This window comes from Thalassococcus sp. BH17M4-6, assembly GCF_049323015.1.
In the GTDB taxonomy this organism is placed as follows: Bacteria; Pseudomonadota; Alphaproteobacteria; order Rhodobacterales; family Rhodobacteraceae; genus Puniceibacterium.
This window is the reverse complement of the sequence record NZ_JBMPGU010000011.1, coordinates 144584-156995: the sequence shown is the minus strand read 5'-3', so window position 1 is coordinate 156995 and position 12412 is coordinate 144584. Positions and strand designations below refer to the sequence as shown.

The following is a 12412-nucleotide window of genomic DNA, read 5'->3' as shown; positions in this document are numbered from 1 at the left end:
CATGCGCACGAGAGCTGCCGTGGCCTTAGAGGCCGGGAAACCGTTGGAAGTGATGGAGGTGAACCTCGAGGGTCCGAAGGCGGGCGAGGTTCTGGTGGAGATCAAGGCGACGGGCCTGTGCCACACCGATGAATTCACCCGGTCGGGCGACGACCCCGAGGGTATCTTTCCCGCCATCCTGGGCCACGAGGGCGCGGGCGTGGTGATGGAGGTGGGCGAGGGCGTGACCTCGCTGAAGCCCGGCGATCACGTCATTCCGCTCTACACCCCCGAATGCCGCGAATGCGAATACTGCCTCAGCGGCAAGACCAACCTCTGCCAGGCGATCCGCAGCACGCAAGGCGAGGGCCTGCTGCCCGACGGCACCACGCGGTTCTCGATGCTGGATGGCACGCCGATCCACCATTACATGGGCTGCTCGACCTTCGCCAACCACACCGTGGTGCCGGAGATCGCGCTGGCCAAGGTGCGCGAGGACGCGCCCTTCGACAAGATCTGCTACATCGGCTGTGGTGTGACCACCGGCATCGGCGCGGTGATCAACACCGCCAAGGCCGAGATCGGCTGCCGCGGCGTGGTCTTCGGGCTGGGCGGCATCGGGCTCAACGTGATCCAGGGGCTGCGGCTGGCGGGCGCCGACCAGATCGTCGGGGTCGACCTCAACGACGACAAGGAAGAGATGGCGCGCCGCTTCGGCATGACCGATTTCGTGAACCCCAAGAACGTCGAGGGCGACATGGTCGCGCACCTGGTCGAACTGACCAAGGGCGGGGCGGATTACACCTTTGACGCGACGGGCAACGTCGGCGTGATGCGCACGGCGCTGGAATGCGCGCACAAGGGCTGGGGCACCTCCGTGATCATCGGCGTGGCGCCTGCGGGGGCCGAGATCTCGACCCGGCCGTTCCAGCTGGTGACCGGCCGCAACTGGCGCGGCACGGCCTTTGGCGGCGCTAAGGGCCGGACGGATGTGCCGAAGATCGTCGACTGGTACATGGACGGCAAGATCGAGATCGACCCGATGATCACCCACAAGCTGAGCCTCGACGAGATCAACCACGGCTTCGACCTCATGCACGAAGGCAAATCCATCCGCGCCGTGGTGGAGTTCTGAACGCTGATGGAGGTGCTTTCCGAAAATCGGTCGTTTGGCGGGGTACAGACCGTGTACCGGCATCCGTCGAACACCTGCGGCTGCGAAATGACCTTTGCGGTCTACATGCCGCCGCAGACCGAGGACGGCCATGTTCCGGTGCTCTGGTACCTGTCGGGGCTGACCTGCACCCATGAAAACGCCATGACCAAGGGCGGTTTTCAGCAGCACGCGGCGCGCTACGGCCTTGCGGTCGTGTTCCCCGATACCAGCCCGCGGGGCGACAGCGTTGCCGACGACGAAGCCTATGATCTGGGGCAAGGCGCCAGCTTTTACGTCAATGCCACCCGCGACCCCTGGCGGGGGCATTTCCGGATGTACGACTACATCACGTCAGAGCTGCGGTCGCTGGTCACAGAGAATTTACCCGTTGCCGATGCGCACGGGATTACCGGCCATTCGATGGGGGGCCATGGTGCGCTTACGATCGCGCTGCGCAACGCCGAGATGTACGATTCTGTTTCGGCTTTCGCTCCGATCGCCAATCCGACACAATCGGATTGGGGACGAAAGCAACTTTCGTCCTATCTGGGAGATGATGAGAGTGCTTGGTCCAATCACGACTCGACCATTTTGCTGGAGGAGCATGGATGGAAGGGTGACATCCTGATTGATCAGGGCGCCAGCGACCAGTTCCTGGATCTGCTGAGGCCCGAAGCGTTGGTCGATGCCATGGCGAAACGCCGACAGCCCGGCCAGGTCAGGATGCAACGGGGCTATGACCACTCTTATTACTTTGTAAACACTTTTGCGGCGGATCATGTGGAATGGCACGCCCAAAGGTTGAACAGCACAAGGCACTAAGAAAGGTACGATATGTTTAATAAAATGCTTGGCACCGCAGCGATCATGATGATGTCTGCAGGCGCGGTTTCGGCGGAAAGCCACATCACCGGCGATGCGGAGGCTGGTGAAAAGGTGTTCCGCAAGTGCATGGCCTGCCATGCCGTCGGCGAAGACGCCAAGAACAAGGTCGGCCCGGTTCTGAACGGAATCGTCGACCGCGACATCGCGTCCGTCGAAGACTTCAGCTACTCCGACGCGCTGATGGAAAAGGGTGAGGCAGGCGAGGTCTGGACCGTCGAAAACCTTGCCGCGTTCCTCGAAAAGCCGCGCGATTGGGCGAAGGGCACCAAGATGTCCTTTGCAGGTCTGCGCAAGGAAGAAGATCGCAACGACGTGATCGCCTACCTTGCCACGTTTGAATGAAACCTAGGATGGGAGGTTCCTGAGTTTTAAACGCATTTGGTCAGCGGGCAGACCCGCCCGCTGGCCGAAACCATCCGGCCCGCCCGCGCAGCCATGCGCCGGAACGGTCGGCACTAATCAAGACAAACAACTAGGGAGTTGGAAATGAAAAAGCTTTTGGCTTTGACCTCAGGGCTTGCCCTTTGCGCCGGTTTCGCCAGCGCGAACGAAGGCCTGATGGAAATTATGGATGACCCGAACCAGTGGGTGATCCAGACCGGTGACTACAAGAACCAGCGCTATTCCAAGCTGGACATGATCAACAAGGACAACGTCGGTGACCTGCAGGTCGCTTGGACCATGTCCACCGGCGTTCTGCGTGGCCACGAGGGTTCGCCGCTTGTGATCGGCGATACCATGTATCTGCATACGCCGTTCCCGAACATCGTCTATGCGCTGGACCTGGCCAACGACGGCCGGATCAAGTGGAAGTACGAGCCCAAGCAGGATCCGGACGTCATCCCGGTGATGTGCTGTGACACCGTGAACCGCGGCGTCGCCTATGCCGACGGCAAGATTTTCCTGCATCAGGCCGACACCACCGTCGTCGCGCTGAACGCTGACACCGGTGCTGTGGAATGGTCCGCCGTGAACGGCGATCCGTCCATCGGTGAGACGAACACCGCCACCGTTCTGCCCGTCAACGACAAGGTCATCGTCGGCATCTCGGGCGGCGAATTCGGTGTCCGCGGCCACGTCACTGCCTATGACATGAATTCGGGCGAGCAGGTCTGGCGCGCCTATTCCATGGGTCCGGACGAAGACATCCTCGTCGATCCTGAAAACACCACCCACTTGGGCGAGCCTGTCGGCGAAAACTCCGGCACCAACACCTGGGAAGGCGATCAGTGGATGATCGGCGGCGGCACGACCTGGGGCTGGTATTCCTACGACGCGGAAGAGAACCTGGTCTATTACGGCACCGGTAACCCGTCGACCTGGAACCCGGCGCAGCGTCCCGGCGACAACCGCTGGTCCATGACGATCATGGCCCGCGATGCCGACACCGGCATGGCCAAGTGGTTCTACCAGATGACCCCGCATGACGAGTGGGATTATGACGGCATCAACGAAATGATCCTCACGGAGCAGGAAGTTGATGGCGAGATGCGCAAGCTTCTCACCCACTTCGACCGCAACGGTCTGGCCTACACGATGGACCGCGTGTCCGGTGAGCTTCTGGTTGCCGAAAAGTACGACCCGGCGGTGAACTGGACCACCGGCGTGGACATGGACCCCGAGTCCGACCAATACGGTCGTCCGCAGGTCGTGGCGCAGTACTCGACCGAGCAGAACGGCGAAGACGTCAACTCCACCGGCATCTGCCCGGCGGCGCTTGGCACCAAGGACCAGCAGCCCGCGGCCTATGATCCGAACCTCGAGCTTTTCCTGGTTCCGACAAACCACGTCTGCATGGACTACGAACCGTTCCGCGTGTCCTACACCGCGGGTCAGCCCTATGTCGGCGCGACCCTCGCGATGTATCCGGCACCGGACAGCCACGGCGGCATGGGCAACTTCATCGCCTGGGACAACATCGCGGGTGAGATCAAGTGGTCCATCCCCGAGCAGTTCTCGGTCTGGTCGGGTGCCCTGGCAACCGCTGGCGGCGTCACCTTCTACGGAACGCTCGAAGGCTTCCTGAAGGCTGTCGATACCGAAACCGGCGATGAGCTTTACAAGTTCAAGACCCCGTCCGGCATCATCGGCAACGTGATGACCTACGTCCATGACGGCGAACAGTATGTCGGCATCCTGTCGGGTGTCGGTGGCTGGGCAGGCATCGGCCTTGCGGCTGGTCTGACCAACCCGAACGACGGTCTGGGCGCCGTGGGCGGCTATGCCGCGCTCAGCGACTATACCGCGCTGGGTGGTCAGCTGACCGTCTTCAAGCTGCCGAACTAAGCGCAGTCTGATCAAGAGGGGCCGGCACGCCAGACCGGAGTGTCGGCCCCTTCCTTTCCGAACACCATCAACCCTGAAAGGTTCGCTTCATATGCCGCGTACCGCTAAACGCCTTCTTGTCACCGCTGTCCTGGCGCTCGGGCTTCCCGCTGTCGCCACCGCCCAATCCTGGAGCGATCAGCCGGTCGACCCCGCCGCCGACCATCCGCAGGTGCCCGTCGCCTACGAAGACAATGGTCGCTATTACACCGATGACGACATCCCGACCTTCAACGTGGCCGAAGACGGTACCGTCGACTGGCTGACCTTCTCGGGATTCCGCCGCTATCATTCGGAATGCCACGTGTGCCACGGCCCCGATGGCGAAGGATCGACCTACGCCCCGAAAATCAAGAATTCGGCCGTGAACATGGATTACTACGACTTTGTCGACGTGGTGGTGAACGGCCGCCAGAACGGCAATTCGGTGATGCCGCACTTTGGCGATAACCAGAACGTCATGTGCTATCTCGACGACATCTATGTCTACCTCAAGGCCCGCGGCGTCGAGGCGGTGCCGCGTGGACGGCCGGCCAAGAAGGACGCCAAGTCCGAGATGATCCAAGAGGCCGAAAATGCCTGCATGGGCTAAGAGCCTTCTGAGTGCAGTCCTAGTTTCGGTCCTGTGTATCTCCCACGCAGGGCCGGGGCAGGCGCAGACATCGGATCTCGTTTCCAAGAACGCGTTCAGGGTCTGCGCCGATCCCGCAAACTACCCGATGTCGGACAGGGAAGGCACCGGGTATGAAAACGCCTTGGCCGAGCTCATCGCGTCCAAGCTGGATCTGCCGGTGCAGTACGAATGGTATCCGATGTCCACCGGGTTCATTCGCAATACCCTGCGCGACAACAAATGCGATGTCGTGATCGGCTATGCCCAGGGTCACGAGATGGTCCTGAACACCAACCACTACTTTACCTCGGTTTTTGCCATCGTGACCAAGGCCGACGGCCCGCTGGCCGATGTGGTCACGCTGTCCGATGATCGGCTGAAAGAGGCGCGGATCGGCATTGTCGCGGGGAGCCCGCCCGCCGACCACATGGCGCGCAATGGTCTGCTCAAGGCGGCCAAGCCCTACAACCTCGTCGTCGACCGGCGCTACGAATCCCCCGTCATCGACCTGCTGGACGATGTGCAATCCGGCGAAACCGATCTGGCGATCCTCTGGGGGCCGCTGGCCGGGCCGCTGGTAAAGGAAAGCTATCCCGATCTGACGGTCACACCGCTCTTGCAGGAAACCCTGCCGCCGCGGCTGTTCTTCCGGATCACGATGGGGGTACGCCAGGGCGAAAAGGTCTGGCAACGGCAGCTCAATTCCCTGATCCGGCGGCATCAGGATGAAATCAATCAGGTCCTGATCGACGCGGGCGTGCCGCTGGTCAACGATATGGGTGACGCGCTGCTTGAGGTCCAACAGTGATACGGGGTCTGGCAGCGGCGTGCCTTGTCGCGCTGCTGCCGGTCTGCGCCCTGGCGGTGGATGAACCCGACAGCTACCGGATGGAAGACTTTCGCGCCCCGGTGCCGGATACGCTCACCGGCGGAACCGTCGTCTCCTCGCAAGAGGCGCACGCGCTTTGGCAGGACGGGACGGTCGCCTTTGTCGATGTCCTGCCGCAAGCGCCCAAGCCCAAGGGCCTGCCCGAAGGCACGATTTGGCGCGAGAAAAAACGCCATTCGATCCCAGGCGCGATCTGGCTGCCCAATGTCGGATACGGCGCCATCGCGGATGTGACCCACGACTATTTCAGGGCCGGATTGCAGAAGGCCACCGGAGGCGACCTGACGCATCCAGTGCTGTTCTTTTGCCTGGAGGACTGCTGGATGTCCTGGAACGCCGCCAAGCGCGCGATCGAGGAATATGGCTACTCCCAGGTCTACTGGTATCCCGACGGCACCGACGGCTGGACCTTTCAGGACTACCCGACCGAGGTCATCCCGCCCGAACCGGGCGGTCAGTAACCCGGCAGCGTCTTGTGCGCGTGGGTGACGGTGCCATCGGTGTCAGTCATCGTGACATCGACCGATTGCGTCTGACCCGGCACAGAAAGGCTGACCCGCGGATTTTCCGACAACGAGATACTGCCCGTCATGTCCACGTAGCCCTTGCCGTTCAGATCGATCTCGACATTCTCGACATAGCGCATGGGGATGAACAGCAGCGAAATCTGATCCATCTGCATCCCCGAATGGCTGGGGTGCGAAATATCCAGATCGAGCCGTCGCTGCTGCAGCGACAGTGCGCTCAGCTGGTCCGACGTGGGCCCTCCCAGCGTGTCCTCGATCCCGATAGCCATGTTGCCCAGGGTGGCCAGCGCCTCTTCCACGTCGGTGCCCGGCGGGGCGGCGCAGGCGCCGGTGCCGGAGGTCTTGACGAAGGCCTCGGCCACGAAAAGCTGCCCGTCGGTGGTTTCGGCCACCACATGCATGGGGGTCGGGCCGTTGATGCGCATGGTCACGTCGAAAAAGAACCGCTCTTGCGGGCGGTCCATTTCAAAGACCGCCGACACCGGCATCGGGTTTTCATCCAGCACCAACGTCACCTTGCCCAGCATCAGCCCCTCGGGCGCTGCGACCTGGGCGGCGATCTGCGTGCGGGTGTCGTTGGCGGTGCGGTAGGGCGCGTCGATGGCGATGACATCCGCGCCGTCCTGCAACGCGCGGTCGCCATAAAGCGCCTGCGACAGGTCCGTCCAGGTGCTGTCTTCGAGTGCGGCGGCGGGCAGCGCTGCGGCCAGACAGAGCGGCAGGGTCAGAGCAGTCAGTTTCATTGTCAGTTCCTCCGCAGAATGAACGCGCCAAAGGCCCGGGGGCCATCGCCTGTCGCGATCTCGTCCACCACCTCCATCGCGACGGGATCAATCAAGCTGACGGTGTTCGAAAACCAGTTGGCCACCAATACCAGACTTTCGTCGGTAGTGGCATTGATACCTTCGGGGTATTCGCCCACGTCGATCACGCCCAGGGGGTCCAGCGTGTCCAGGTCGATGACACTGACCGTGTCGGCATACTGGTTGCTGACAAAGGCGCGCCCGGCGGCAAAGGCCACGCCATAGGGCCGCGCGCCGACCGGGGCGGTGGCCAGGACCTGCCCGGCCTCGGCATCCAGAACCGTCACATCGTTGCTGCCGACATTGCCAACGAACAGACGCCCATCGGGCGCGAAATCCAGACCGAAGGGCCGGACGCCGACTGTCAGACGGTGCCGCAGGGAAAGCGTTTCGGCATCGAAGACCGACACCTGATCGGCATCCCTGTCGGCCGAGGCCAGCAACCGGCCGTCGGGCGACAGGGCCAGCCCCGCGGGCGCGCTGCCGGTGGTGAGGGTCTGACGAACCTCCAGCGTATCGCCATCCAGCACCCAGATCCGGGCGTTGTACCAGTCAGAGACAAAGACGCGCGACCGGGCGGCATCGACGGCGATGCCGATGGGGCCGCCGTCCAGCGTGACGCTGGCATGCTCTGCGCCGTCCTGATCCAGACGCCGCACCACCTTGCTGTCGGGCGACACGGTGTAGACCGCGCCCGCCGGCGTGACTGCCACCCCGGCGGGCTTGCCCGGCACGGCGATCCGCGCAACCTCGGCCCGGGCGTCCAGGTCAAGGATGCTCAGATCCTCGCTGTTCTGGTTGGTCACATATGCAAAATCCCCCGCCGCCAGCGCAGTGGCGACGAGGGCGGGAAGAAGCCCGAGGAAAAGAGCCTTAGGACGGCGGACCAAAGCGTTCCGCAAGCGCGTCCAGACCGGCCTGATAGACACCTGACACGGCGGCGATCGCGGCCTCGTCGTTCAGTTCGGGCGGCGGGTCGTTGTTGGGATACCCGCGGTAGAAGGCCCCGCGCCATTCGATCAGCGATCCGCCACCGTCGCGCGGCTTGACCGTCAGATGCGAGGAATAGTTGGTGACCGGCAGCACCTCGACCAGCACGTCGGTGATCCGGTAGGAATAGCTCATCTTCTCGGCGCTGTACTTGTAGAGCACCTCGGAAATCGTCGGGCCGCCTTCTTCGCCCAGGGTCAGCACCCGGGTGGCGTCGATCTCGTTGCCGTTCTCACCGGTCGAGGAATAGACCGCCGGGTGCCAGCTCATGTCCTGGAAATCACCGATCACTTCCCACACGGCGGCGGGGTCGGCGGCGACCTCGGTCGTCAGGGTGACCTTTTGACGAGTCGGCCCGTGTGCCATGGCCATGGCGGGCACCAGAAAGCCCAGAACGACCAGCAGATATCTAAGTTGTCTCATGCGACCTCACGATTTGAAGAAGTTGTTCTTGAGGATGTAGCGCGTGCCCCGCAGCCACGAATCGTCGGTGTTCGAGCGGATCTCGACCGATTGCCCGCGCACCATCCGGCCGGTTTCGACATCGCGCATCACCAGATTCATCGACAGGATCAGGTTCGACACTTTCTGCACCTCCCCGACCAGCACGTAGGCGGCATCCAGCTTTTCGCCCATCCGCAGTTCACAGCCGTAACAGTCGGCGGGATTGACGGTTCGGTCAAGCTCTTCCCGGACCGGCGCGAGATCGACGAAGGCAAAGCCGTTGTCGGTGAACCAGTCCCGGACATAGTCCTCCATCAACTCGATGCGCGCACTCTGGTCAGCGCGTTCGCCGAAGTAATCGCCCTCGGTCGAGGTATCGAGAAAGGTCACGCCGAAAAAGGCCACTGGGCCGTCGGGATCAAGCGGTGTCTGGTTCTGCGGAGCCTGTGCCGACGCGGTGCCACAGAAAATAAGAACAGACAGAAGGGCTGCCAGATGTTTCATGAATTCTATGTTGTTGCAGGACAGGCAGGCCCGGCAATGATCCAAAGGTATTGGTTTGGGGGGCATCCGATCTCTGACAGTCTGCCAGAAGAGACCCCGGAACAGGGGCACGGGAGGAGAAATTGAGATCACTCTGGATCGCGCTGCTGACCGGCGCGCTTGCGGTTTTCCATGCGGGATCGGCCTTGGCGGTCGAAGTCCGGTCGGCCATCCTGCGGGTCGACTACCCGGTTCTGGCACCGATTTCCCGCTATGACCTGACGCCTGAGGATAACGGCTTTGCCGGCGCCACCCTGGCGCAAGAGGACAACCAGACCACCGGACAGTTTCTGGGCCACACCTACGAGGTCGACACCGTCGCCGTCCCGCCGGACGAGGCGGATGCGGCATTGGATGCGCTGCTGGCCGACGGGCACACGATCATCACGCTGATGGCCAATGATGAAGACACGCTGCGTCTGGCCGACCGTGCGGGCGACGGCGTGCTGATCCTCAACGCGCAGGCGCGCGGCGTGCCACTGCGTGATGATCAGTGCCGCGCCAATATGATCCACATCGCGCCCAGCCACGCCATGATGGCCGATACGGTCGCGCAGTTCGCGATCTGGAAGAAGTGGCCGCGCTGGTTCCTGATCCACGGCTCCAACCCCGAGGATCGCGCCCTGGCCGACGCCTACCGCCGCGCCGCGACCAAGTTCGGCGCGCAGATCGTCGAAGAGCGTGAATTCGAGGATACCGGCGGTTCGCGCCGTACCGATACCGGCCACGTTCTGGTGCAGCGGCAGATCCCGGTCTTTTCCCAGAATGCCGAAGATCATCAGATCGTCATCACCGCCGATCAGTCGGATGTCTTTGCGCCCTACGTGCCTTTTCACCTCTGGACCCCGCGCCCGACCATGGGATCGTCGGGCCTGCGCCCCGTCACCATCCACGGCGCGCACGAGGCCTGGGGCGCCACGCAGTTCCAGCGCCGGTTCGAAGAGCTGACGCGCCGATACGTGCGCGAAGAGGATTATCAGGCCTGGCTGGCGCTGCGGGTGATCGGAGAGGCGGTGACGCGCACCTCGTCGAACGAGGTGGCGACGCTCAGGGACTATATCCTGAGCGATCAGTTCGAACTGGCCGCCTTCAAGGGCGTCGCCGTCACCTTTCGCGACTGGAACGGCCAGCTGCGCCAGCCTGTCCTGCTGTATGACGGGCGGATCACCGTAAGCGTATCGCCGCAAGACGGCTTCCTGCACCAGACCTCACCGCTGGATACGCTGGGCCTCGACCGTCCGGAATCGTCCTGCACCGCCTTTAACTGAGCATCGGAGTAGAACATGCACCGTGTCTTTCTGACCGCCGCCCTTGCCACCCTTCTCGCCACCGGGGCGCAGGCCAACAAGGTCTTTGTCTCGAACGAAAAGGGCAACACCGTTACCGTCATCGACAGCGACACTTGGGAGGTGATGGAGGAGTTCCCCGCCGGAAACCGCCCGCGCGGCATCACCATCAGCCCGGATGGCAGCCTGCTCTATGTGGCCGCATCGGACGATGATCAGGTCAAGGTCTTCGACGCCAACACCTATGAAGAGCTTTATTCGCTGCCCTCCGGCCCGGATCCCGAGCTGTTCGTCCTGCATCCCAGCGGCAACCCGCTTTATATCGCCAACGAGGACGACAACCTTGTCACCGTGACCGACACCGAAAGCCACACGGTCCTGGCCGAGGTTCCGGTGGGCGTCGAGCCCGAAGGCATGGGGATCAGCCCGGATGCGAAATGGGTGGTCAACACCTCCGAGACGACAAACATGGCGCATTTCATCTCGACCGAGGATTACAAGATCAAGCACAATGTGCTGGTCGATCAGCGCCCGCGCTTTGCGCAATATACCGACGACGGAACCATGCTGTTCGTCACCTCGGAAATCGGCGGCACGGTCAGCGTCATGGACATCGCCGAAGATGGCACGCCCGAGCTGACCACCAAGATCGGGTTCGAGGTGCCGGGCGTGCTGCCCGAATGGCTTCAGCCAGTGGGGCTGCGGGTCACATCGGACGACAAATGGGCTTTTGTTGCGCTGGGGCCGGCAAACCGCGTGGCGGTCATCGACGTGGAGGCGCGCGAGGTGGTCAAGTACATCATCGTGGGCCAGCGCGTCTGGCAACTGGCCTTTACCCCGGACGAGAAATACCTGATCACCACGAACGGCAATTCCAACGATATCACCGTGATCGACGTGGCGGAACAGGAAGCGATCAAATCCGTGCAGGTCGGCCAGCAGCCCTGGGGCGTGGTCGTGCAGCCGGATCAGTAAACGATCTTGGGAGGGATCAAGATGATGACACCACGGACATTCGCAATGGGCCTGATCGCGGGCCTTTCGCTGGCCACCGCGTCGCTCGCGCAGGACATGACAACCGTCCGGGCCGCCGTGCTCAAGATCGGCACGGTGAACTGGGAACTGGCCACGATCACCGAAAACGGGCTGGATGAAAAGCACGGCTTCGCGCTTGAGGTGCAGCCCTTTGCCGACAACGGTGCGACCCGCGTGGCTGTCGAAGGGGACGAAGCTGACGTGGCCGTGGCCGACTGGATCTGGGTCGCGCGACAGCGCGCGGCGGGCAAGGATTACGTCTTTATCCCTTATTCCCGCGCCGTCGGCGGCGTGGTGGTGCCCGAAGACAGCGAGGCACAAACCCTGCAGGATCTGGCCGGGGGCAAGATCGGCATCGCGGGCGGGCCGCTCGACAAAAGCTGGCTGATCCTGCGCGCCTATGCCAGCCAGGAATACGGCATGGACCTCAAGGCCGAGACCGAACAGGTCTTTGGCGCGCCGCCGCTGATTTTCAAATCGGGGCTGAGCGGTGAGACGCAAGGCGCGATCAACTTCTGGCACTTCCTGGCCAAGATGAAAGCCAGCGGCATGCGTGAACTGATCTCGGTAGAAACTGCCGGGACGGCGCTGGGGCTCAACCCCGACACGCCGCTTCTGGGGTATTTCATGAAGGAAAGCTTTATCGCGGCGAACCCCGGCATCGCGCAGGCGTTTTATGACGCGTCGCAGGATGCCAAGGCGATGCTGCGTGACGATGACGCCGCATGGGAGGCGATCCGCCCCCGGATGAACGCCAGCAACGATGCGCAGTTCGAACAACTCAAGGCCGATTTCATCGCGGGCATGCCGGTGCGCGGGCCGGTCGATCTGGAAGGGGCGGACAAGTTCCTGCAGCTGATGACCGAGCTTGGCGGTGAGGATCTTGTGGGCCAGGCGACCAGCCTGCCCGACGGTCTTTTCGCGGATCTGAAGTGAT

14 protein-coding genes are annotated in these 12412 nt (G+C 62.7%); 10 read left to right on the top strand and 4 right to left on the bottom strand.

The genetic code is table 11. From position 1 onward, the window contains the following. Window position 1 precedes the first annotated feature (1 nt). From ACOXXX_RS16080 to ACOXXX_RS16050, 7 genes are all read left to right on the top strand, one after another. Window positions 2–1114, top strand: a complete 1113-nt coding sequence (locus tag ACOXXX_RS16080; RefSeq protein ID WP_422826889.1) for an S-(hydroxymethyl)glutathione dehydrogenase/class III alcohol dehydrogenase — start codon at window positions 2–4, stop codon at window positions 1112–1114. 6 nt (window positions 1115–1120) lie between these two features. Next, a complete protein-coding gene (gene fghA, locus ACOXXX_RS16075) occupies window positions 1121–1957 on the top strand; it encodes an S-formylglutathione hydrolase (protein WP_422827627.1) in 837 nt (278 codons plus the stop codon). Between the two features lie 12 nt (window positions 1958–1969). Further along, window positions 1970–2362 carry a c-type cytochrome gene (locus ACOXXX_RS16070; RefSeq protein WP_422827626.1) on the top strand — a complete coding sequence of 131 codons (393 nt, stop codon included), beginning with the start codon at window positions 1970–1972 and terminating at the stop codon, window positions 2360–2362. A gap of 144 nt (window positions 2363–2506) precedes the next feature. Further along, window positions 2507–4306 (top strand): methanol/ethanol family PQQ-dependent dehydrogenase, encoded by a 1800-nt coding sequence (locus ACOXXX_RS16065; protein ID WP_422827625.1) that lies wholly within the window; start codon window positions 2507–2509, stop codon window positions 4304–4306. Window positions 4307–4397: 91 nt separating this feature from the next. Further along, on the top strand, window positions 4398–4937 hold the full coding sequence (locus tag ACOXXX_RS16060; protein WP_422827624.1) for a c-type cytochrome, methanol metabolism-related: 540 nt from the start codon (window positions 4398–4400) through the stop codon (window positions 4935–4937). After that, entirely contained in the window at window positions 4921–5766 is an 846-nt protein-coding gene (locus ACOXXX_RS16055) for a substrate-binding domain-containing protein (protein ID WP_422827623.1), read from the top strand. Before ACOXXX_RS16060 ends, ACOXXX_RS16055 begins: the two co-directional genes overlap by 17 nt. Then, a complete protein-coding gene (locus ACOXXX_RS16050) occupies window positions 5763–6308 on the top strand; it encodes a PQQ-dependent catabolism-associated CXXCW motif protein (RefSeq protein WP_422827622.1) in 546 nt (181 codons plus the stop codon). The genes ACOXXX_RS16055 and ACOXXX_RS16050 overlap by 4 nt, the downstream gene beginning before the upstream one ends. Here the strand turns inward: ACOXXX_RS16050 and ACOXXX_RS16045 are convergent. The 4 genes from ACOXXX_RS16045 to ACOXXX_RS16030 form a co-directional block, all read right to left on the bottom strand. Beyond that, on the bottom strand, window positions 6302–7117 hold the full coding sequence (locus ACOXXX_RS16045) for a quinoprotein dehydrogenase-associated SoxYZ-like carrier (RefSeq protein WP_422827621.1): 816 nt from the start codon (window positions 7115–7117) through the stop codon (window positions 6302–6304). The two genes, ACOXXX_RS16050 and ACOXXX_RS16045, sit on opposite strands and share 7 nt — an antisense overlap. A gap of 2 nt (window positions 7118–7119) precedes the next feature. Next, entirely contained in the window at window positions 7120–7983 is an 864-nt protein-coding gene (locus ACOXXX_RS16040) for a beta-propeller fold lactonase family protein (RefSeq protein WP_422827620.1), read from the bottom strand. Window positions 7984–8050: 67 nt separating this feature from the next. After that, window positions 8051–8590, bottom strand: a complete 540-nt coding sequence (locus ACOXXX_RS16035; RefSeq protein WP_422827619.1) for an SRPBCC family protein — start codon at window positions 8588–8590, stop codon at window positions 8051–8053. A gap of 6 nt (window positions 8591–8596) precedes the next feature. After that, window positions 8597–9115 (bottom strand): DUF3280 domain-containing protein, encoded by a 519-nt coding sequence (locus tag ACOXXX_RS16030; RefSeq protein WP_422827618.1) that lies wholly within the window; start codon window positions 9113–9115, stop codon window positions 8597–8599. 122 nt (window positions 9116–9237) lie between these two features. On the opposite strand from ACOXXX_RS16030, the gene ACOXXX_RS16025 reads away from it, so the two are divergent. From ACOXXX_RS16025 to ACOXXX_RS16015, 3 genes are read left to right on the top strand one after another with little or no spacing between them, the layout of a single operon-like run. After that, window positions 9238–10422 (top strand): ABC transporter substrate-binding protein, encoded by a 1185-nt coding sequence (locus ACOXXX_RS16025; RefSeq protein WP_422827617.1) that lies wholly within the window; start codon window positions 9238–9240, stop codon window positions 10420–10422. Window positions 10423–10437: 15 nt separating this feature from the next. Further along, window positions 10438–11415, top strand: a complete 978-nt coding sequence (locus ACOXXX_RS16020; protein ID WP_422827616.1) for a YVTN family beta-propeller repeat protein — start codon at window positions 10438–10440, stop codon at window positions 11413–11415. Window positions 11416–11439: 24 nt separating this feature from the next. Then, complete coding sequence (locus tag ACOXXX_RS16015; RefSeq protein ID WP_422827615.1) at window positions 11440–12411, top strand: ABC transporter substrate-binding protein; 972 nt, start codon at window positions 11440–11442, stop codon at window positions 12409–12411. The last annotated feature ends 1 nt before the right edge of the window (window position 12412 follow it).

Excerpts from the sequence above, each read along its gene's own strand:
- ACOXXX_RS16080 (WP_422826889.1), top strand. The coding sequence starts at position 2 with ATGCGCACGAGAGCTGCCGTGGCCTTAGAGGCCGGGAAACCGTTGGAA.
- fghA (WP_422827627.1), top strand. The coding sequence starts at position 1,121 with ATGGAGGTGCTTTCCGAAAATCGGTCGTTTGGCGGGGTACAGACCGTG.
- ACOXXX_RS16070 (WP_422827626.1), top strand. The coding sequence starts at position 1,970 with ATGTTTAATAAAATGCTTGGCACCGCAGCGATCATGATGATGTCTGCA.
- ACOXXX_RS16065 (WP_422827625.1), top strand. The coding sequence starts at position 2,507 with ATGAAAAAGCTTTTGGCTTTGACCTCAGGGCTTGCCCTTTGCGCCGGT.
- ACOXXX_RS16060 (WP_422827624.1), top strand. The coding sequence starts at position 4,398 with ATGCCGCGTACCGCTAAACGCCTTCTTGTCACCGCTGTCCTGGCGCTC.
- ACOXXX_RS16055 (WP_422827623.1), top strand. The coding sequence starts at position 4,921 with ATGCCTGCATGGGCTAAGAGCCTTCTGAGTGCAGTCCTAGTTTCGGTC.
- ACOXXX_RS16045 (WP_422827621.1), bottom strand. The coding sequence starts at position 7,117 with ATGAAACTGACTGCTCTGACCCTGCCGCTCTGTCTGGCCGCAGCGCTG.
- ACOXXX_RS16035 (WP_422827619.1), bottom strand. The coding sequence starts at position 8,590 with ATGAGACAACTTAGATATCTGCTGGTCGTTCTGGGCTTTCTGGTGCCC.
- ACOXXX_RS16030 (WP_422827618.1), bottom strand. The coding sequence starts at position 9,115 with ATGAAACATCTGGCAGCCCTTCTGTCTGTTCTTATTTTCTGTGGCACC.
- ACOXXX_RS16020 (WP_422827616.1), top strand. The coding sequence starts at position 10,438 with ATGCACCGTGTCTTTCTGACCGCCGCCCTTGCCACCCTTCTCGCCACC.
- ACOXXX_RS16015 (WP_422827615.1), top strand. The coding sequence starts at position 11,440 with ATGACACCACGGACATTCGCAATGGGCCTGATCGCGGGCCTTTCGCTG.